This window comes from Microbispora amethystogenes (assembly GCF_016863015.1).
GTDB classification, from domain to species: Bacteria; Actinomycetota; Actinomycetes; order Streptosporangiales; family Streptosporangiaceae; genus Microbispora; species Microbispora amethystogenes.
On sequence record NZ_BOOB01000073.1, the window covers coordinates 1 to 18,732 of the forward strand.

General features: G+C 70.0%; 20 protein-coding genes, 1 tRNA gene and 1 pseudogene. 3 read left to right on the forward strand and 19 right to left on the reverse strand.

Annotated elements, in window-relative coordinates; all coding sequences use genetic code 11:
• Window positions 1-235 precede the first annotated feature (235 nt).
• Together Mam01_RS35140 and Mam01_RS35145 are read right to left on the reverse strand one after the other, a co-directional pair.
• The gene (locus tag Mam01_RS35140) at window positions 236-496 is read right to left on the reverse strand and encodes a hypothetical protein (protein WP_204289548.1); all 261 of its coding nucleotides are present in this window, start codon (window positions 494-496) and stop codon (window positions 236-238) included.
• 109 nt (window positions 497-605) lie between these two features.
• Window positions 606-1,346 (reverse strand): ComEA family DNA-binding protein, encoded by a 741-nt coding sequence (locus Mam01_RS35145; RefSeq protein WP_204289549.1) that lies wholly within the window; start codon window positions 1,344-1,346, stop codon window positions 606-608.
• Window positions 1,347-1,552: 206 nt separating this feature from the next.
• Between Mam01_RS35145 and Mam01_RS37115 the strand changes: the two genes are divergently transcribed.
• Window positions 1,553-2,425 (forward strand): 4Fe-4S binding protein, encoded by an 873-nt coding sequence (locus tag Mam01_RS37115; protein WP_239101855.1) that lies wholly within the window; start codon window positions 1,553-1,555, stop codon window positions 2,423-2,425.
• Between the two features lie 89 nt (window positions 2,426-2,514).
• Window positions 2,515-3,363, forward strand: a complete 849-nt coding sequence (locus tag Mam01_RS35155; RefSeq protein ID WP_204289550.1) for a M48 family metalloprotease — start codon at window positions 2,515-2,517, stop codon at window positions 3,361-3,363.
• Window positions 3,364-3,391: 28 nt separating this feature from the next.
• On the opposite strand, the gene Mam01_RS35160 is transcribed toward Mam01_RS35155, so the two are convergent.
• The 9 genes from Mam01_RS35160 to Mam01_RS35200 all read right to left on the reverse strand — a co-directional run bounded on the left by Mam01_RS35160 (window position 3,392) and on the right by Mam01_RS35200 (window position 11,914).
• The gene (locus tag Mam01_RS35160; RefSeq protein WP_204289551.1) at window positions 3,392-3,964 is read right to left on the reverse strand and encodes a pyridoxamine 5'-phosphate oxidase family protein; all 573 of its coding nucleotides are present in this window, start codon (window positions 3,962-3,964) and stop codon (window positions 3,392-3,394) included.
• A gap of 86 nt (window positions 3,965-4,050) precedes the next feature.
• Complete coding sequence (locus Mam01_RS35165; protein ID WP_150936033.1) at window positions 4,051-4,803, reverse strand: amino acid ABC transporter ATP-binding protein; 753 nt, start codon at window positions 4,801-4,803, stop codon at window positions 4,051-4,053.
• A complete protein-coding gene (locus tag Mam01_RS35170; RefSeq protein WP_204289552.1) occupies window positions 4,800-5,639 on the reverse strand; it encodes an amino acid ABC transporter permease in 840 nt (279 codons plus the stop codon). Before Mam01_RS35170 ends, Mam01_RS35165 begins: the two co-directional genes overlap by 4 nt.
• Window positions 5,636-6,568: an ABC transporter substrate-binding protein gene (locus Mam01_RS35175; protein ID WP_204289553.1), complete on the reverse strand. Its 933-nt coding sequence runs from the start codon at window positions 6,566-6,568 to the stop codon at window positions 5,636-5,638. The genes Mam01_RS35170 and Mam01_RS35175 overlap by 4 nt, the downstream gene beginning before the upstream one ends.
• Before the next feature lie 109 nt (window positions 6,569-6,677).
• Window positions 6,678-7,208: a MarR family winged helix-turn-helix transcriptional regulator gene (locus Mam01_RS35180; RefSeq protein WP_204289554.1), complete on the reverse strand. Its 531-nt coding sequence runs from the start codon at window positions 7,206-7,208 to the stop codon at window positions 6,678-6,680.
• Between the two features lie 33 nt (window positions 7,209-7,241).
• A complete protein-coding gene (locus tag Mam01_RS35185) occupies window positions 7,242-8,063 on the reverse strand; it encodes a YceI family protein (protein ID WP_204289555.1) in 822 nt (273 codons plus the stop codon).
• Window positions 8,060-10,660: an MFS transporter gene (locus tag Mam01_RS35190; protein WP_204289556.1), complete on the reverse strand. Its 2,601-nt coding sequence runs from the start codon at window positions 10,658-10,660 to the stop codon at window positions 8,060-8,062. The genes Mam01_RS35185 and Mam01_RS35190 overlap by 4 nt, the downstream gene beginning before the upstream one ends.
• Window positions 10,661-10,819: 159 nt before the next feature.
• The gene (locus Mam01_RS35195; protein WP_204289557.1) at window positions 10,820-11,311 is read right to left on the reverse strand and encodes a YajQ family cyclic di-GMP-binding protein; all 492 of its coding nucleotides are present in this window, start codon (window positions 11,309-11,311) and stop codon (window positions 10,820-10,822) included.
• Between the two features lie 54 nt (window positions 11,312-11,365).
• Window positions 11,366-11,914 carry a GNAT family N-acetyltransferase gene (locus tag Mam01_RS35200; RefSeq protein WP_204289558.1) on the reverse strand — a complete coding sequence of 183 codons (549 nt, stop codon included), beginning with the start codon at window positions 11,912-11,914 and terminating at the stop codon, window positions 11,366-11,368.
• A 147-nt stretch (window positions 11,915-12,061) separates the two neighbouring features.
• Between Mam01_RS35200 and Mam01_RS35205 the strand changes: the two genes are divergently transcribed.
• Window positions 12,062-12,146: transfer RNA gene (locus Mam01_RS35205), tRNA-Tyr, on the forward strand.
• Between the two features lie 120 nt (window positions 12,147-12,266).
• Here the strand turns inward: Mam01_RS35205 and Mam01_RS35210 are convergent.
• The 8 genes and pseudogenes from Mam01_RS35210 to Mam01_RS35240 form a co-directional block, all read right to left on the reverse strand.
• Entirely contained in the window at window positions 12,267-13,643 is a 1,377-nt protein-coding gene (locus Mam01_RS35210) for a tyrosine-type recombinase/integrase (RefSeq protein WP_204289559.1), read from the reverse strand.
• A complete protein-coding gene (locus tag Mam01_RS35215) occupies window positions 13,643-13,837 on the reverse strand; it encodes a helix-turn-helix transcriptional regulator (protein ID WP_204289560.1) in 195 nt (64 codons plus the stop codon). Before Mam01_RS35215 ends, Mam01_RS35210 begins: the two co-directional genes overlap by 1 nt.
• Window positions 13,838-13,965: 128 nt before the next feature.
• Complete coding sequence (locus Mam01_RS35220) at window positions 13,966-15,144, reverse strand: DUF3631 domain-containing protein (RefSeq protein WP_204289561.1); 1,179 nt, start codon at window positions 15,142-15,144, stop codon at window positions 13,966-13,968.
• Between the two features lie 17 nt (window positions 15,145-15,161).
• A complete protein-coding gene (locus Mam01_RS35225; protein WP_204289562.1) occupies window positions 15,162-16,067 on the reverse strand; it encodes a bifunctional DNA primase/polymerase in 906 nt (301 codons plus the stop codon).
• Complete coding sequence (locus Mam01_RS37120) at window positions 16,064-16,237, reverse strand: hypothetical protein (protein WP_239101856.1); 174 nt, start codon at window positions 16,235-16,237, stop codon at window positions 16,064-16,066. The genes Mam01_RS35225 and Mam01_RS37120 overlap by 4 nt, the downstream gene beginning before the upstream one ends.
• A gap of 402 nt (window positions 16,238-16,639) precedes the next feature.
• Window positions 16,640-17,116 (reverse strand): annotated as a pseudogene (locus Mam01_RS37820) (DNA cytosine methyltransferase); the annotation flags it as partial.
• Window positions 17,117-17,145: 29 nt separating this feature from the next.
• Window positions 17,146-17,439, reverse strand: a complete 294-nt coding sequence (locus Mam01_RS35235; protein ID WP_204289564.1) for a hypothetical protein — start codon at window positions 17,437-17,439, stop codon at window positions 17,146-17,148.
• A gap of 229 nt (window positions 17,440-17,668) precedes the next feature.
• On the reverse strand, window positions 17,669-18,732 hold a 1,064-nt coding region (locus Mam01_RS35240), incomplete at its 5' end, for a hypothetical protein (protein WP_204289565.1).

Consider the following 18,732-nt stretch of genomic DNA (forward strand, 5'->3'; position numbering starts at 1 on the left):
AACACATTACCGTTTGGCCCATGCCACCTGAAAACTCAAGTCAGGGAAGCAATTCCTCCCGGGCGTAAACGCCCGGGGTTCCTCGCTAGGTGAGGCTGAATCGCGGGGCCCTGCCGGGCGAGTAGGTCGTGAAGCCGTTCGAGCCGCCTGGTCAGCTCTTTCAGATTCTCGGGATCGACCCCGACGAATTCCCCCACTGGGTTTCCCTCTCCCCGGCGGACTCCGTGACGACGGACTACGAGGCGGCCCTCAGGCGTTCCGCCTCCTCGGCACGGGCGACGAGATGCGACTGCTCGGTGAGAACGGCATCGAGCAGTGTGGTGAGCTGGATCTTTCGCGCGTGCCAGTCGGCGGCCCACAGATCCGCCGCCGTACCCTGCCAGGTGTGGTCGCCGAACATCGGGGGCACGGTGCCGAGCGCATCGAGAATGTCCCGCGCGGCCGTGGCGGCCGCGGCCATGTCCGCTCTGCACTCGGCGATTTCCGGCGCCGTCATTGGTCCCTCCGGTTGTCGCGGCTGACATAACGCCCAAGGAGCACTTCGCAGCCTAGGGAAATGCTTGCCGTATAACCAGAGATATGTGACGGCGGCCGGAGTCGAGCGCCTATGGGAGAAAAATGCCGTATTCGGATAGGTCGGCGGTGAGGTGCGGAGGCAGGGACGCGGCAGCGGAGACGTCCTCGGCCGAGACGAAACCGCCCACCTGCTCCCGGACCCGTACGACCTGGTCGGCGAGGGCGAGAGTCATCCCCGGCATGCTCGCGATGAGCGGCGCGGGAGCGCGGTTGAGGTCGACCAGGCCGCCGTCGTCGTACTGCCGGGGCAGGTCGGGCCGTCCGATCCGCAGTTCGCGCGCCATCGCGGGATCCCGCTCGGCCAGCTCCCTCGCCTGCTGCCGCAGCACGCGCCGGTGTTGCGCGACCGCGAGCGCGTGCTCGTTGAGCGTGGAGGGCTGCGAGGCGAGGCCGAACACCCGCTTCCTGATCAGGAAGGAGTGCAGGGTCCCGCCGAGCCAGGGCCCGAGCGCGCCGATGATGATGGCGGCGGTCGCCGGCCACGGGGTGGGGACGTCGTCGTAGACCACGCTGCTGTAGAGCCACGCCGCCGTCAGGGCGGCGTATCCGGCGGCGGACAGGCCGAGCGCGACGCTGCGCCGGCGAATGGCGGCGTACAGCATCGTGAAGGGAGTGCCGGCTCCGCAGGTGAAGAGCGGGACGAGCGCCCAGACCACGCTGGCGGCGCCGGACGGCGGTTGCGGTGGTGGCGGCGGATAGCCCCCGTAGTAGGGATTCGGTGGTCCCTGTGGTGCGGGAGGATAGCCTCCCGGTCCCCCATAGCCGTTCATGGTCCAGACGATACGTATTCGTCGTCGTTTGTGCTTGCTCTTCTTCCCCACATCCTGTGGACAACCATGGGGACGGGGCTGTGGACGATGTGGAAAACCGTGCGGACGGAGCCGTGCGTCCGGCTGCCGTCCACAGCGCTCGATACGGTGCGCGAAGATGAAGTATGGCGCGCGTAGCAGGAGAAGGACCGGCAGGGGACCCGGCCGTGATCACGCGGCAGGCGCCGCACGAGCCGGAGACGGGGCAGTATCCGGAGGTCCGCCCCGACCTGCCCGCGCGCAGCCGGGGCGTAATCGCGCTGGTGGAGGAGAACTGCACCGTCTGCATGCTCTGCGCGCGTGAATGCCCCGACTGGTGCATCTACATCGACTCGCACAAGGAGACGATCACGGCGCCGGAGGGCGGACGCCCGCGCGCCCACAACGTGCTCGACCGCTTCGCGATCGACTTCTCGCTGTGCATGTACTGCGGCATCTGCATCGAGGTGTGCCCGTTCGACGCGCTGTTCTGGTCGCCGGAGTTCGAGTACGCGGAGTACGACGTCCGCGACCTTCTGCACGAGAAGGACCGGCTCGGGGAGTGGGTCGCGACCGTGCCCCCGCCGCCCGCGCCCGAGATCGGCGCTGAGCCGCCGAAGGGGCCGCTCAAGGGGCCGTCGGCGATCACACGCGCGCAGGCGGCCCGATCCGTCGTGGGGCCGGCGAAGGGACCCGACGACGGCGCGTCCGTCGCGGAGGACACCGCGCGGCGGCCCACGGAACAGCCGGCCGCGCAGCCGGCGGGTCAGCAGTCGGCCCGGCCGGCAGGGGGCGGGCCGGCAGAAGGCGGGGCGGCAGAGGTCCGGCCGGAGGGCGGCGCGGCGGAACCCGCAGGCGCTTCCGGGACCGAACCTGCGGACGGCCCCGGGACCCAACCCGCGAGGAGCGCCGGGACCCAACCCGCGAGCGGGCCGGGGAGCCGTCCACGGCGTGAGCCGCCGCGTGCCATGCGCGACGTCCGCTCCATCCGGCCGCCCGGGGCACTGCCGAAGAAGCCTCAGCAGCCCGGCGAGAAGGGTGGGCCCGAGGGGCGGAGCTGACCTCTCGCACGCCGGAGCATCCCACGGGAACGTTCGCCCAGGACCTGCGCGTTGGTAGGGCTGGACACACCGAACCGTGAGGAGGAGGCGTGCACCACAACCGCCTGCGCACCGCGGTCCTGCTGGGGGCGCTGTCGGCGTTCCTCCTGGCGGCCGGGGTCTGGCTGGGGGGCGGGGCAGGTGCCCGGATCGCCGTCGTGGTCGCGCTCGTGACCTGCGGCGTCGCCTACTTCACGGCCGACAGGATCGCGCTGTCGGCCCTGCGGGCCCGGCCCGTGGCCGAGGTCGAGCAGCCGCACCTCTACCGGGTCGTCCGCGACCTGTGCACGGAGACCCGCAGGCCGATGCCCCGCCTGTACGTGTCGCCGACCATGCAGCCCAACGCGTTCGCGACCGGCCGCAGCCCGCGTGACTCCGCCGTGTGCGTCACGCACGGCCTTCTCGGGCTGCTGGACGAGCGTGAGCTCAAGGGCGTGCTCGGCCACGAGCTGTCGCACATCAACAACCGGGACACGCTGATCTCGTCCGTCGCGGGCGCGCTGGCCACGATGATCACTTATGTGGGTTACGTCGGCCTGTTCTCCGGTTCGGACGACGACGAGGGGCCGGGGTTCCTCGGCGCCATCCTGGTGGTGATCCTCGGCCCGGTCGCGGCGACCATGATCCAGATGGCGATCTCGCGGTCCCGGGAGTTCGCCGCCGACGACGCGGGCGTACGGCTGACCGGCGACCCGCTGGCTCTCGCCTCGGCGCTCCGCAAGATCGAGATGGAGGCGCGCCGGCTTCCCCTTCCGGAGAACGGCAGGCTCACCTCCGCGGGTCACATGATGTTCGTGAACCCTTTCCGCTGCGCCGGGCTCGGCCGGTTGTTCGCGACCCATCCGCCGGTCGCCGTGCGCATCGCCCGGCTGGAGCGGATGGCCGGCTACCGGCGCTGACAGGGCCCGGAGAGGGAGCAGGCGGCGTTCAGGAGTGCTGGTGGACCGGGTCGGTCTCCTCGGCGCCGAGCGCGGGCAGCCCGTCGATGCTCTCCCGGTTGTGCTTGGCGCGGTAGTTTCGCCGCTGCTGCACGTCCTTGCGCCCGGCCCAGTCGTCGAGCAGCGCCCGGTCCTGCTCGTACGCCATGAAGGGCACCGAGTAGCCGCAGGAGTCGGCGATGCGGTCGCAGGAGACCACGATGACCGAGCGCACCCCCGGATGCGGCCCGAAGAGCGTGAGCAGCCCGGAGAAGTCGGCGTCGCCGGGAGTCACCACGCGGCCGGTGCCGAAGAGGCGCACGATCTTCGGCGGCCCGGAGAAGGCGCAGAACATCAGCGTGACGCGCCCGTTGTCGCGGATGTGGGCGATGGTCTCGACACCGCTGCCGTCGAGATCGAGGTACGCGACCGTCGTGTCGTCGATGATCGCGAAGGTGTCGCCGTAGCCCTTCGGCGACACGTTGACGTGGCCCCGCTCGGGGGCCGTCGCCACGAAGAAGACGGGTTGTGCGGAGATGAACTCACGCAGCCGGTCGGTGAGCTTCTCGTAGACCTTGCCCATACTGCGACGATAACCCGGGCCGCTCGCCCGGCAGCCACCCTGTCCACAGGGTGGACCGCCGGGAGAGCGGGCCTCGGGTGCCAGGTTCAGGTGCCAGGGTCGGTGCCGGGGTGCAGCACCCGGCGCAGGAACTCGCGGGTCCGCTCGTGCCGCGGGTCGGCGATGACCTGCTCGGGCGGCCCGTCCTCGACGATCACGCCGCCGTCCATGAACACCACCCGGTCGGCGACCTCGCGGGCGAAGCCCATCTCGTGGGTGACGACGAGCATCGTCATGCCGTCCTCGGCGAGCTGCCGCATGACCGACAGCACGTCGCCGACCAGCTCGGGGTCGAGCGCCGAGGTCGGCTCGTCGAACAGCATCAGCGAGGGGTTCATGGCGAGCGCGCGGGCGATGGCCACGCGCTGCTGCTGACCACCGGACAGCTGGGGCGGATAGGCGTCGAGCTTCTCGAGCAGCCCGACCTTCTCGAGGTTCTCCCTGGCGACGCTGTCGCATTCGTCCCGGCGCCGCTTGAGCACCCGTTCCTGGGCGATCGTGACGTTCCGCCGCACGGTCAGGTGCGGGAACAGGTTGAACTGCTGGAACACCATGCCGATCCGCCGCCGGGCGGCGTCGATGTCGACGTCCGGGTCGGTCAGGTCGACGCCGTCGACGATCACCTTGCCCGAGGTCGGCTGCTCCAGCAGGTTGACGCAGCGCAGCAGCGTCGACTTCCCCGAGCCGGACGGCCCGATCACACAGACCACCTGGCCGCTCTCGACCGTGAAGTCGATGCCCTTGAGGACTTCGAGCCTCCCGAACGACTTGTGCAGGTCACTGATCTCGACGGTGCTCATCGGCCCGCTCCCTGACGTGCTTCGAGCCGCCTCGCGACGTACCCGAGGGGGATGGTGATCAGCAGGTAGGTGAGGCCGGTCACGAGGATCGGCGTGGGGTTGGCGAACGTGGAGGACTGGTCGTTGCCGAACTTGGCCAGCTCGACCTGCGCGGCCGTGACGCCGAGGATCAGCACCAGTGACGAGTCCTTCAGCAGCGAGACGAGCTGGTTGGTGAGCGGCGGCAGCACGATCCTGATCGCCTGGGGGATGATGATCGACACCATGGCGCGCATGTGCGGCATGCCGAGTGAACGCGCCGCCTCCAGCTGGCCCTTCGGCACCGCCTGGATGCCCGCCCGGAAGTTCTCCGCCATGTACGCCGCCGAGACGAGGCCGAGCCCCAGCGCGGCGTTGCCGTACACCCCGCCGGGGATGTCGAAGTTGGGGAACGCCAGCCGCAGGCTGCCGATCATCAGGAAGATGAGCAGCATCGGCAGGCCACGGAAGATCTCGATGTAGATCGTCGACAGCCACCGGTACGGCGCGACCGTGGACAGCCGCATCAGCGCCAGCACCAGTCCCAGGACGAAGCCGAGGACGAATCCCGAGAGCGTGTAGATCACCGTGTTGCGCAGGGCGACCGTGAACAGATCGGGGAGGCCCTCGCGGGCCACGTCGAGGTTGAGGAACGACTGACGGATCGCCCCCCAGTCGGCCAGGGCGGCGAGGACGACCACGACGACCACCAGCAGGGCGTACTGGACGCCCCGGCTGATGCGCTGTTTCCGGCGCGGGCTGAGCCCCTTGCGGGGCCCGGCGGGGGAGGGTGCCTCCTGCTCGCTCACGGCACTCATGATCCGGCGGCGGGCGTCTCGGTTCCGGTCGCGGCCGGGCTCTCACCGGTCGTGGCGCCGTCCGAGGCGCCTTCGGAAGCGCCGCCGGTAGCGGCGCCCGGCTCGGTGCCGAACCACTTCTTGTAGATCTCGTTGTAGGTGCCGTCCGACTTCGCGGCGGCGAGGACCTCGTCGACGACCTTCTTGAGCGCCTCGTTGTCCTTCTTCATGCCGATGCCGTACTGCTCACCGGTGTCGAGGCTCGCGACCTGCTCGAACTTGGCGCCGACGTCGGGCTTCTTCAGCCAGGTCAGCACGACCGGGAGGTCCTGCACGATGACGTCCGCCTGGCCGGTCTGCAGGCCGAGCAGCTCCTTGGGGGAGTCGGCGAACTCGATCGGCTCGAAGCCCTTGCCCTTGACGTAGTCGAGACCGGTCGTGGACGCCTGCGCGCCGAGCTTGAGGTTCTTGGCCTTGACGTCGTCGAGCGAGGTGACCCCGCTGCCCTTCTTGGCCATCAGCGCCTGGGTGGCGTCGAAGTACGGCTCCGAGAACAGCAGGTTCTGCTTGCGCTCGTCGGTGATCGTCATGCCGGCGGCGGCCACGTCGCACTTGCGGGAGTTGAGCGCGGCGCCGCTCTTGATCGCCGCGAAGTCGATGTCGACGATGTCCTGCGTCACGCCGAGCTTCTTGGCGACCAGGTCGACGATGTCCACGTCGAACCCGACGACCTTGTCGCCCTGGTTGAACTGGAACGGCTCGTACGGGATGTTCGTACAGGTTGTGATCTTGCCGGCGCTCACGAGGGCGACGGTGTTCGGGCCGGGGGTGGCCGTCGCGGCCGAGTCCGAGCCGCCCGACTCGCTCCCGCAGGCGGTCACCAGGAGGACCGTCGCCAGTGCCGCCGCGCCGATGCCCGCCGCTTGCCGATAAGTGGACCAGGGAGCCACGCGGCCTCCTCGCTGTAGTGCGTGAACGGTACAGAGGCGCAGTTTAGGGGCATGTTATGACGCTTTTGTCACAGGGTGAGGTCTCGTGGTAACAGTTGTGGCTGTGGAGTCAGGGGTGCATGCCCTCGGTCAGTGTGTTGAACCTCTCCAGCATTCCGGCGAGCTGCCGCACGTCCTCCTCCGGCCAGGCGGCCAGCAGCGTACGCAGCTGTCCCTGGCGCGCCGCCCGCGCGTCGTGGAGCCGCCTGTGCCCCTCCTCGGTGAGAGCCAGCAGGTGGGCGCGGCCGTCCTCCGGGTCGGGGCTGCGGCTGATCAGCCCGAGCTCCTCCAGCACCTTGAGCTGGCGGCTGATCGTCGCCCGGCCCACCCGCAGATAGGCGGCCAGGTCGCTGGAGCGCATGGGCGAGCTCTGGTCGATCCGCACGAGCAGGCCGTACGCCCCGGGGTCCAGCTCGGGATGCACCTTGCGTCCCATCCCGGCGGAGAACGCCTGGGAGCGCCGGAGCAGGATGGCGAGCTGCCGCTCGACCGCGCAGTACGCCTCGTGCGCCTGCGGCGCCTCCGGAACCGACTGGCGCCCCTCGTGCCCCTCGTGCTTTTCGGCCGTGGGCGGCCGGAGAGCGGTCTCCGTCTCTCGCATGGCCTGCCTCCTCCTGACTGCCTGTGGCAGGGTCTACCCGCGCACCGCCTGGATGTCCAGCTCCACTTTCAGCGTCGCCCCGATCAGTGAGATGCCGGCCTGGACGACCTGGTTGTAGGTCATCGCGAAATCCTCCCGGCGCAGCTCCGTGACCGCGCGGAAGGCCGCCCGCAGCCCGCCCCACAGGTCCGGGCCGGTGCCGAGGTACGCGAGGTCGAGATCGACCGGGCGGCTCACGCCGCTCAGTGTCAGCACGCCGTGCACCGTCCACCGGTCCGGGCCCGCCGGCGACAGCCCGGTGCTCCGGTACGTGATGACCGGGTGCTCCGGGACGTCGAGGAAGTCCGCCGACCGCAGGTGATCATCGCGCATCTCGTTGCCGGTGTCGATGGACGCCGCGGCGATCTCGGCGACGACCGACGACTCCTCCGGCGTGGCGCCCATGTCGATCCGGCCGGAGAACTCGGTGAACCGCCCCTGCACGCTGCTCAGTCCGAGGTGCCGGGCCGTGGCCGACACCTTCGAATGCGCGGGGTCGATCGTCCACACCCCGGGCGGCGGAAGCGCGGTGCCGCCCTGCCGGGCGAGCACGAGCGTGCCGGCCTCCGCCGCCCCCGAGGCGGTCGCGATCGCGGTGGACGCGGCCGGGGCGTACCCGATCGCGGTCGCGACCACCGTGTAGACGCCCGGGGCCAGCGGGGCGGTGGCGACCTGCCCGTCGGCGTCCGCCTCCGCCCGCGCCACCTGGCGCCCGGCCGTGTCGGTCACGGTGACGATCGCGTGCTGGACGGCCCAGCCGTCCGGGGTCCGGACCGACGCGTGCAGCCCCCGGGGGACCGTGGTGGAGATGCTCATTCCGGGTGCCCCAGCCACACGTCGTACGGCTCGTCGCCCTGCCCGTCGAGGTTCACAGAGTTCGCGACGGGCGGGTAGCCGGTCGCGACGACGGTGTAGCGGCCGCCGGTGAGATCGGTGAAGGCGTACTCGCCGTCCTCGCCGGTGGTCACCATGCCGACCACATTGCCCGCGGCGTCGAGCAGCGTGACCCTGGCGTCCGCCAGCGGCACGCCGTCCCGGACGCGGACCGTGCCGCGCACCCGCGCGCCGGGCAGCAGCACGACGTCCTGCCGGGTCTGCCCGGTGCCGAGCACCTCGATCGGAACGGCCGCCGGACGGTACGCCGCGCCGCTGACCGTGAGCGTGTAGGTCCCGGCCACGACCCCGGAGAAGGAGAAGCCGCCTTCGGCGTCGGTCGCGCCCGTCGCGACGACCTCGCCGCGCACGTCGGTCACCACGACCATCGCCTCGGCGACCGGCCCGCCGTCCGTGCCGCGTACGGTGCCGACGAGCCGGCCCGAGGCCGCGAGCACCATGTCGAAGTCGACCGGCTGCTCGCCGACGACCAGCGTGGCGACCTGCGGGTCCCGGTCGCCGGCCGACGCGATCAGCACGTACGTCCCGCCGCCCGGGGCCGCCAGCGCGTAGCCGCCGTCGTCCCGGGTGACCGTACGGCCGAGCTGGTGGCCGCGTACGTCGATCAGCGTGAGCACGGCGCGGCCCACGGGCCCGCCGTCCTGGCCGGTGACGAGCCCGCGGATCTCCACGCTGTTCTGACCGCCCTGGCCGCCTCGGCCGCCGAGGCCGTACGCCTCGGTCGCGAGGCTCGCGTACGGACGCTCGCGCGTGGCGGTGAGGACGGACGGCTCGGGGGCGAACGGCTGGGTCTCGAGGTGGTGGGGGACGGCGCCGAAGCCGTTGGGCGAGGTCGTCTCGGCACTGGTTGTCTCTGAGCCGGCAGTGGCGGGCGTCTGCCGGTCGCGCTGCGCGTGGCGGCCGGGCGCGGAGCCGTTCCTCGGCCGGGCGGGCTCGGTGAGAGCGGGCTCGGGGTCCGCCGGAGCCTCGGCCTGGACGGTGTGCGCGCTGGTCCGCAGCGGGACCTCCTTGATGAACAGCACGGCGATCAGCGCGAGGAAGGCGACCGGCGCGGCGTAGAGGAACAGGTCGCCGATCCCGTGGCCGTACGCGCCCTCCATGGCGGTGCGGATCGGCGCGGGGAGCGTGGAGAGCTTCGGAATCGTGCCGCTCTCGCCGCCGGTGCCGTCGACGCCGATCGCGGAGAGGTTCTCCTGCAGGTAGGTGCGGACGCGGTTGACCATCACGGCACCGAGCGCCGAGACGCCGATCGCGCCGCCGAGGGAGCGGAAGAACGCGACGACCGCGCTGCCCGCGCCCAGTTCCTCGGCGCGCACCTGGTTCTGCACGGCGAGCACGAGGTTCTGCTGGCTCATGCCGATGCCCATGCCGACGAGGAACATGAAGACGGCGACGAGCCAGTAGTCGGTGTCGTACCGCAGCATGCCCATGAGCGCGAAGCCGGCGGTGAGGAAGAACGTGCCGGCGACGAGGAAGACCTTCCAGCGTCCGGTGCGGGTGATGATCTGCCCGGAGACGGTGGAGGAGAGCGCGAGGCCGAGGATCATCGGCAGCGTCATCAGGCCGGCCACGGTGGGCGTCTCGCCGCGGGCGAGCTGGAAGTACTGGCTGAGGAAGGTCGTGCCGCCGAACATGCCCACGCCGACCAGGACGCTGGCGACCACGGCGAGACTGATCGTACGGATCCGGAACAGGTGCAGCGGGACGATCGGCTCCCTGGCCTTCGTCTCCACCAGGAGGAACAGCGCGGCGAGCACGACGGCCCCGCCGACCATCGCTCCGGTCTGCCACGACAACCAGTCGTACTTGGTGCCCGCGAAGGAGACCCAGACCAGCAGCAGGGAGACAGAGGCCGCGATCAGGACCGAGCCGCCCCAGTCGATGCGCACGTCACGCTTGACCACCGGCAGGTGCAGGGTCTTCTGCAGCACGATCAGCGAGATGATCGCGAACGGCACGCCGACGTAGAAGCACCAACGCCAGCCGAGCCACGAGGTGTCGACGATCAGGCCGCCGATGAGCGGGCCGCCGATCGTGCCGACGGCGAACACCGCGCCGAGGTAGCCGGAGTAGCGGCCCCGCTCGCGCGGCGGGATCATCGCCGCCATGATGACCTGGGCGAGGGCGGTCAGGCCGCCGACGCCGAGGCCCTGCACCACCCGCGCCGCGATCAGCATCGAGGGGTTCTGCGACAGACCGGCGATCGCCGACCCGATCACGTACACGGTCAGCCCGAGCTGGATCAGCAGCTTCTTGCTGAACAGGTCGGCGAGCTTGCCCCAGATCGGCGTCGAGACCGTGGTCGCGAGCAGCGTCGCGGTGATCACCCACGTGTACGTCGTCTCGTCCGCGTGCAGTTCCGCCGTGATCGTCGGCAGCGCGTTCGCCACGACGGTGGACGACAGAATCGCGACGAACATCCCCAGCATCAGACCCGAGAGCGCCTCCAGGATCTCCCGGTGCGTCATCGCGGGGGCCGCCGCGCCCGGCGGCGTCTCCCTGGTCATCGCGTTCGCCATCAAAGCCCCTCTGTGCTTGAACTTAGTTTCCCTAAGCAATCATACGATGATCGTTGCTTGGGGCAACCAAGTGGTCATGGTGGTGGGGCGCTCAGGCATGACAAAGGCCCTGAACCCGCAGGTCAGGGCCTTATTACTGGTTTCCGGCTGTGGCCGGTATCACCGATAGTTGACGAACTGGAGGGCGATGTCGAGGTCCTTGCCCTTGAGCAGCGAGATCACCTGCTGGAGCTCGTCCTTCTTCTTGGAGCTGACCCGGAGCTCCTCGCCCTGGATCTGCGCCTTCACGCCCTTCGGGCCCTCGTCCCGGATGAGCTTGGAGATCTTCTTGGCGTTCTCCTGGTCGATGCCCTCCTTGAGGGCCACCACCAGGCGATACTCCCGGCCGGACGGCTTCGGCTCGCCCGCGTCCAGGATCTTGAGGGACAGGTTGCGCTTGACGATCTTCTCCTTGAAGACGTCGAGGACCGCGTTGGCCCGCTCCTCGCTGTTCGCCTTGATCTCGATGTCCTTCTGCCCCGACCAGGAGATGCTCGCGCCCGTGCCCTTGAAGTCGAAGCGGTGCCCGACCTCCTTGACCGTCTGGTTCAGGGCGTTGTCGACCTCCTGCCGGTCGATCTTGCTCACCACGTCGAAACTGCTGTCGGCCATCGGTGTCCGTGTCCTCTCTCCGTTGACCTTCGAGATTAGTGGCCCCCGGTGCGATCAGAGGTCCTTCCTCATCACGACGCGGGGCGCCACCTCTATGCCGAGGGCCCGTTCGTGCTCGACCAGCGCGCCGAGTTCCGGCCCCCACTCGCGGGGTGGGATGACCCGGAATCCGCGGCGCGCGTACCAGGGCGCGTTCCACGGCACGTCCCGGAACGTCGTCAGCGTCACCGCCGCAGTGGCGGCCCGCGCGGCAGGTGTGTGCATGGCGGTAGTCGTTGGGTCGGCAGTTGTTCGCGCGGCGAGACCGGCTTGCATCGCGGTAATAGCGCAGACGGCCTCCAGAAGCCGGGTCCCGATCCCCTGGTTGGCGTGGCTGGGATGCACGGCGATCTGTTCGAGATGGGTCAGGCCGTCGACCACCCCGAGCAGGGCGAACCCCACCGGCGGCCGGCCGGCCACGATGACACGCGCGGGATCGTCACACCCCTCGATGACCGTCGTGCCGGGCGGGAAGACGATGCCGAGCGGAGCGAACAACTCGTCCGCCGCCCGCTCGACCTCCGGGAGGGCCACGAGGTCCGTCGGCCCGGCCTGTCTGATCACCGTCCCACTATGACCGCCGGCCTGCCGCGCCCGCTCCTGGGTTTCCGGACCCGCCGCTGTCCAGGAGCGACCCGGACGGAACCCATGTCACGTGCACCCGGGAAGTCCGCTATTCTTCTACCTGTCGCCGCCGCGAGCGGAAGACACGGCAGGTTGCCCGAGTGGCCAAAGGGAGCGGTCTGTAAAACCGTCGGCTCAGCCTACGCAAGTTCGAACCTTGCACCTGCCACCAGCAGGAAAAAGAGCCCCTGACCAGCAGCGATGCGGGTCCGGGGCTCTCTTCGTGTGTCCGGTGGTGTCCGGTCGTCAACGGCTCGCTACGGGTGATCGTGCCGAATACGTGCCGAAGTTTTCAGGGCTTCGTGGCGTCCCAGATCCGGCGCATAGCTTCGGTCTCCTGCCCGTGGATGCACTTGGCGTAGACCCGTAGGAGCACGTCCACGCTGTGCCCTGCCCACTCAGCCACCTGGGGCGCTGGGACTCCCGCGTTGAGCCACGTGGACACGGCAGCGTGACGCAGGGCGTACGGCACGGCCATGAGGGGCGACACGGCCTCTGCAGCTGAGAACGCCTTCTCACGAGCGTCATGGAAGACCTTGAGGTAAGCGCGATCGGTCATGATCCCGCCCCGGGGGCCGATGAACACGCGCCCATCGGGGCCGGTTCCGTACGCCTTCAGATGCGTTCGCAGCAGCGTGACCAGCTCGGGATGGATCGGTACCGATCGTGTCTCGCCTTCCGCCCGATGCTTGAGGGCGCGCCGCTCCCGCGGTCGGCCGCTGTTGGTCCAGCGGCTTCCGGCGCGCGGCTCAGCATTGGTCAGGCGCATTTCACCCCAGCCGTCGTCAGGGAGGCTCACGAGATGTTCCCGACGCAGGTCAACGGCCTCTTCCGGGCGTAGGGCGGCATAGTACATGCAGCCGAAGAACGCTTCCATCCGCTCTCCCCGCCTGCTGTCCTTGCGTACCGCCATCAGGAACCGGCGAGCCTGCTCGATATTGATCACGGTGCGAGGGTCCACGGTGGAAAGTGTTCGGGGTTTGGTCCACTTCACAGCCTTGAATGGGTTGGCTGGAAGTGCTCCGATCTCCCGCGCGTATTCCATGACGTTGTTGAGGACCATTCGCTTCCGGTTGGCGGTGTTCGCGGCGGCGAGTTTCCCGTCTTTCGTCCGGCTGATCCGATCCAGTACGGCACGGGCCAGGGGGGCGCCCTTCCCCGGTTCGGTGAATGCGGTCAGAGCGATCGTGTGCTGCTCCAGCCAGCGCAAAGCGGCGGAGAGTTCTGTCGGCGGTTCTGCGGTGTCGCGAACGCGCATGCTGTAGGACCAGCGGAGAGCGGCGCGGTAGACGTCCCGATCCGCGGCCGCGCTCTCGACTGTGAAGAGTGCTTCCGTGGCGTCTGTGAGGGCTTCCGCGATACCCCGGCGATGGTTGGGGGAAGCGTAGGGCCATTTGGCGTCTACATAGGCCAGGGTGAAGCTGTACCAGCTCAGGACCGTCTCTTGCCGCTTCCAGGCGACGGGGCGCCCGGTGGCGATGGCGAAAGCCTCACCCTTGCGGGCGGCTGTCATCAGTTCGGAGCGGAAGGCGTCGGCCTGGGCGGCATTTCGGAAGGGCTCCTTCCAGGGCTTTCCTCCCGTGCTCCATCGGACCGTGTATGAGGTCACTCGCTTGCCGTTGTAGACCTCGGTCTTATAGATGCGGACGTCGTAGGTGATGTCCTTCATCAGTGGGCGTCCTCCAGGCTGTTGAGCCAGCGGTCGAAGTCGGTGCGGCGTATCCGTAGGTCGCCGTTGGGGAGTTTGAGGCAGCGGGGGGCGCGGCCCTTCTGGCGCCAGTCGTAGAAGGTGGAGCGGGAGATGCCGAGTTCGGCGCACAGCTCGGCGACGGTCAGGGGCTTGTTCGCGGTGGCGGTGGCCATGCTGGGCGTAGTCCTTCCGGTGGCTCGTGGAATGATGTTCGGCGCGGTTTTGAGGGGGGTAGCCGTCCCAGCCGTCCCAGGGTCATTTCCGCAGGTCAGCCCTGGGACGGCTTTTTGCGTGGGACGGCTTAAGCCGTCCCAGGAATCGGAGCCGTCCCGCTCTGACCTGGGCTGATGATGCTGGGACGGCTGGGACGGCTACCCCGCGCGAACGGGACCACATCGGCCTCCGGGACGGGGTCGAGAGCGGGGCAGTATCGGGTCCACGCGTCGATGAAGTCGGCCCGCTGGTAGCCCTTGGCCTGGGTGCCATCGGGGAAGCGGATGTTGCTCGACCGGATCTCGTATTCGCGCAGCAGCGCACCGATTCTCATGGGGGTGAGCCCGGCGGGGCCGTAGTCGGCCCAGGGCGCTTCGGGGTCGGCCTTAAGCCGTTGCAGCAGATCAGCGGTGGCCAACGCGGTGTCCGTGCCGAACGCGGCGCGGCAGTCGGCCAGCAGGCGGACGCGGGTGGAGGGCTGGCCGTTGTCGTCGGCCTCGGCGGTCAACGCCAGGACGGCGGCGCGGGCGCGCTCGGGCCAGTGGGTGCCGGCATGGTCGGCGACGACCACGAGGGGTTCCCAGGTGTCGGCGGCGCGGTCTTCGACAGGCATGGGGGGTTCGGCCTTCTCCAGGGTGTCGAGGTCGGCGCGCAGCCACGCGGCCAGGTCGGCGGCGAGCTGGCGCAGGGCGGGGCGGTCGCGGCGGTGGCGGTAGGGGGCGACGGTTTCGCCGGGGCCGCGGCGGCGCATGCGGATGACGACGGCGCGGTCTTCGATGGTGTCGGGCATGGCGCCGATCCCGGCGAGGGCGGCCATGGCGAAGGTCGGGATGGACTCGACGCGGCCGGTGTTGGCGTCGTAGCGCTTGGCGGGCCGGTTGCGCTGATGCCCCGCGTTCAGCAGTCCGCGAAGGTCTTCATTGCCGTCGGCCTTGGGGCCAAAGATGGTGTCGGCCTCGTCCACGAGCAGCGTCGGGGGGTCGTCGGTGATGGAGCGGTAGACGGCGGCGGGTGAGGAGTTGACGGTGATGAACGGGTCGTGACAGGTGGCCTCTACGACATCGAGCAGCCGGGACTTTCCGCAGCGCTTTTCGGGGGCGCGGATGACCAGGCGGGGGGCGTGCGGCCAGGCGGGTTGGGCGTGGGTCGCGGCGATCCACAGCACCACGGCGTCGGCGGCCTGCGGGGTCGGCAGGATCACGTAGCGGGTGAGCGCGGCGAGCAGCGAGTCCAGCAGGACGGTGCCGCGGGTAGCGGTCGGGTTCATGGTGTGGGCTCCTTGAGTCAGGCGGCGACGGTGCGGGGGCGCTTGGCCCCGTGACGTAGGCCGGATGTGACGGTGCGGTCGGTTTCGCGCTGGTCGAGCCCGGCGGCCACCCCTGCCTGTCCAAGCAGGGTTTTGACCTCCTCGGCGCCGAGTGCGCCGCCTGCGACGAGTTGCCCCAGGGCGATGGCGGCCAGGAACAACGTGCGGTTGCGCTGCCCTTCGGGGGCGGCGGCGACGCGGTCCACCTCGCCGTTGATCGCCGCGCGCAGGAACGCGCCGCGCCGGTCGGGGGGCAGGGCGAGGTGGAGCGGCTCGGTGGCCTGCGGGGGCGGGGGGACAAGGCGCTTGGACAGCCAGGGGGGCAGCGGGGCCGGTGGCGCGTTGTAGACGACGTCATAGGTGCCGGTGCCGTCAGGCAGGTCCACGAAGCTGCCGGGGCCGACGACGTAGCCGCCGTGCGCGCGGGTGTCGATCAGCCAGCCGAGCCCGTTGCCCTTGTCGCCTTCGGTGTTGCGCAGCTCGATCCCGTCCGGCGCCGTGTAGTACAGGTGCGTTCCGCCGCGCCGGGTGCAGACGTGGAAGGTCTCCAGGGTGGGGAACGGCTGTCCGGCGCGTTCGCAGACCAGCGCGAGCGCGTCCGCGCCGTCGTTGACGCCGGGCAGGTCCCACACCGGCGGGGGCGTCTCCCCCGGTTTGGGGGTGTCGAGGTCCACAACCACGAGCCGGGAGGGGCCGCAGGCGATGCCGATGTTGAACGGGGCGCGCGCCCACCACCGGCGGATGGCGTCAGGGTCGGCGGTGGCGCGGCGTTCCCAGTGGTCGAACCCCCGGGGCGGGACCTTCCCCCCAGGCACGAGCGGGAAGACGTGCCAGCCGCGGGCGGCAGCCGCGAGGGCGTATCGCAGGGTCGGCGGGTGGTTCATGACGCGCGTTCCTCCCTGTGCTGTGCGTGGGCGGGGGCCAGGCGTTCGGGGAGCAGGTCGAGCAGGGCGGCGGTGGCCTGCTGGGGGACGACGCCGTTGCCGATCAGACGAAGTTGTCCGTTGCGGCCGATGCTGGGGACGGCGGTGACCCATCCGGCGGGCAGGCCCATGAGCCATTCGGAGAAGGCGGGCGCGAGTCGCCGGCCGCCTTTGGACGCCGGTTCCGTCGGGCAGGGAGCAGGACGGCCTGTCAGCTGCTCCCAGCGGCGGATGGCGGGCTCGTAACGCCCCCACTGGACAGCGGGGCCGACTGCTGAGGCAGAAGGGTGACCAGTATCGGCAGGGGCGGTGTGCCGATGCCGACCTGGTGCTGTGCACGCATCCGCTCCCGGCGTGCCTTCCAGGTCGCATAGTTCTTGCCGTCGTCGTGCAGCGACCTGGACGGGGTCGGCAGCAGTTCGCAGACCTCGGCGGCCAGGGACAGGCCGTGCCTGCCTGCTTGCTGGGAAGGGGTTCGCCGCGTCTGCCGGTTCTCCTGTTCCGATGCGCGAGGGGTGGGCAGCAGCCTCGGGGAGCCAGGCGACGATGAAGATGCGGGCGCGCTGGTGCGGCGCTCCGATGTCGGAAGCGCGGACAGTCCGCCAGCGTCCCAGGTACCCGAGGGCGGCCAGTCCAGAAACGACTCTGGCCATAGCGTGCCCGCCGTTGACAGAGAGCAGCCCAGGGACGTTTTCGAGCACGAGCAGCCGGGGCCGTGGGTCCATTCGGCCAATAGCGTCGGCGATGTCATCGAACAGCCACCTTTCGTCGTTGACGCCCTTGCGGCGGCCGGCGGATGAGACCGGCTGGCAGGGGAACCCGGCGGTGACCACGTCGGGAGCAGGCACGGTGGCCCAGTCCACGGCGGTCAGGTCGCCCAGGTTGGGCACCTCGGGGAAACGGTGGGCGAGCACTGCGGAGGCGTGAGTGTCGTTGTCGGCGACCCACAGCAGCCGTGTGCCGAGCACGGTGGAGACCGCGCGGTCGAGCCCGCCGTAACCGGAACACATCGAGCCCGCGGTGGACAGCGGGGAGCGGTTCACCGGCTGCCGTCCCGGTACAGGCGGCGGAGGTAGTTGAACAGGCGGCGGCCCCAGCGCAGGCGTAGGCCGGTGGCGTCGCAGTGCCGGCACCAGCGGCGGACGCGCCCGTTGGGCGTGATGGTCTTGCCGTGTCCCTCGCAGCGGCGGCAGCGCCCGAACGGGGTGGCGGCGCATGCGGCGGCGTAGCCGAGCACCCACACGAGGGCGGCCAGGATCAGCCAGGCGAGGATCACTGACAGTGGCGGGATGGGTAGCGGCGGGGTGGTGGCGGTAGCGGCCAGCAGGGTCACGGTGAGCACTCCAGAGGCGTTTTCCGGCATGGCAGGCGGAGCCCGCTACCCGCTACCTGCGGGTATCTGGGCTGATCAAGGGCGGTGAGGGTGGTAGCGGCGCCGGTAGCGCGGGCGCTACCGGTAGCGGGTGAGCCGCTACCTTCTCCGCTCTCCTCGTGAGGGTCCGGTGAGGGTCCACCGGCCACTCCCGGTGACTGCGCGCGGGGTGGCCGGTGAATCCCGGCGGTCAGGTTCCGGTCTGGTCGCGGCGCTGCATCGCGGTCTCGATGGCGGCGCGCTTGGCGCCCTTGAGCGTCTGGCCGTCCCGCTTGATGTTGACGCTCGGCACGGCCAGGTCCCGCAGTTGAGCCGAGATCGCGTCGGCGGTGATGTCGGCGTAGTGCTCGGGGATGCGCTCGGCCAGCCGGGCGGCGATCAGCGCCCAGGGAAGGCCGGTCTCCGAACCCTGGAAGACGCTCGCGGCGTCGGCCAGGACGTCGCGCACTTCGCGGATGGCGGCCTGCCCGGCGGCGTAGCCGGACAGCGTGCCGGCGCGCTCGCGGAGCTTGCGGGCGACCTGGAGGATCTTCTCGGCGTCTTCGGCGTCGGCCAGGTGGAACCGCACGGTCGGGGTGTCGTCCCCGGCGCCGCGCAGCAGGCCAACGCCCTTGTAGGAGGGCAGCAGGGCGGAGGAGTCGAACCCTTCGGAGTAGGCGCCGGAGCCCAGCACGAGGTCGGAGACCTGCCATGAGCCGGTGCGCAGGGCGATGCGGACCTGGTGGTTGTCGCGGAAGCTGGTGAAGGCGGTGGCGGTGTCGCCGGTCCCGACTCCGCCGGGCTTCTGCGTGGCGTCCAATACGATGACGCCGGCGGCGGGGGCGACCTTGACCAGGAAAACCAGCAGGGAGGCGATCTCCTTGTTCAGCTCCTTGTCCCCGGTGTCGAAGTACTCCTGACACTCATCGATCACCACGAGCCGGACCGGCATGCCGTACTTCGGGTCGCGGGCGATCTCGCGGGTCAGCTTGCCCTCCGGGCAGATGTCCACCGGCAACTCGGAAAGCTTCTGATACCGGGCCTGCACGTCGGCTTTGAGGTCGCGAAGGGTCTGAACGAAGATCTCCAGCGGGTCACCATCCCGTGAAGGGGTGAACCCGAAAGAGCAGGAGTGCGCCACGAGGGCGAACTTCCGCCAGTCCGGGGAGCCCTTGCCGTCGAACACCTCCAACTGCACGTACGGATCGAGCGCGGCGTACAACGCGAGCAGGCGGGCGGTGAAGCTCTTGCCCTGCCGGGGCTGGGCGCCGACGA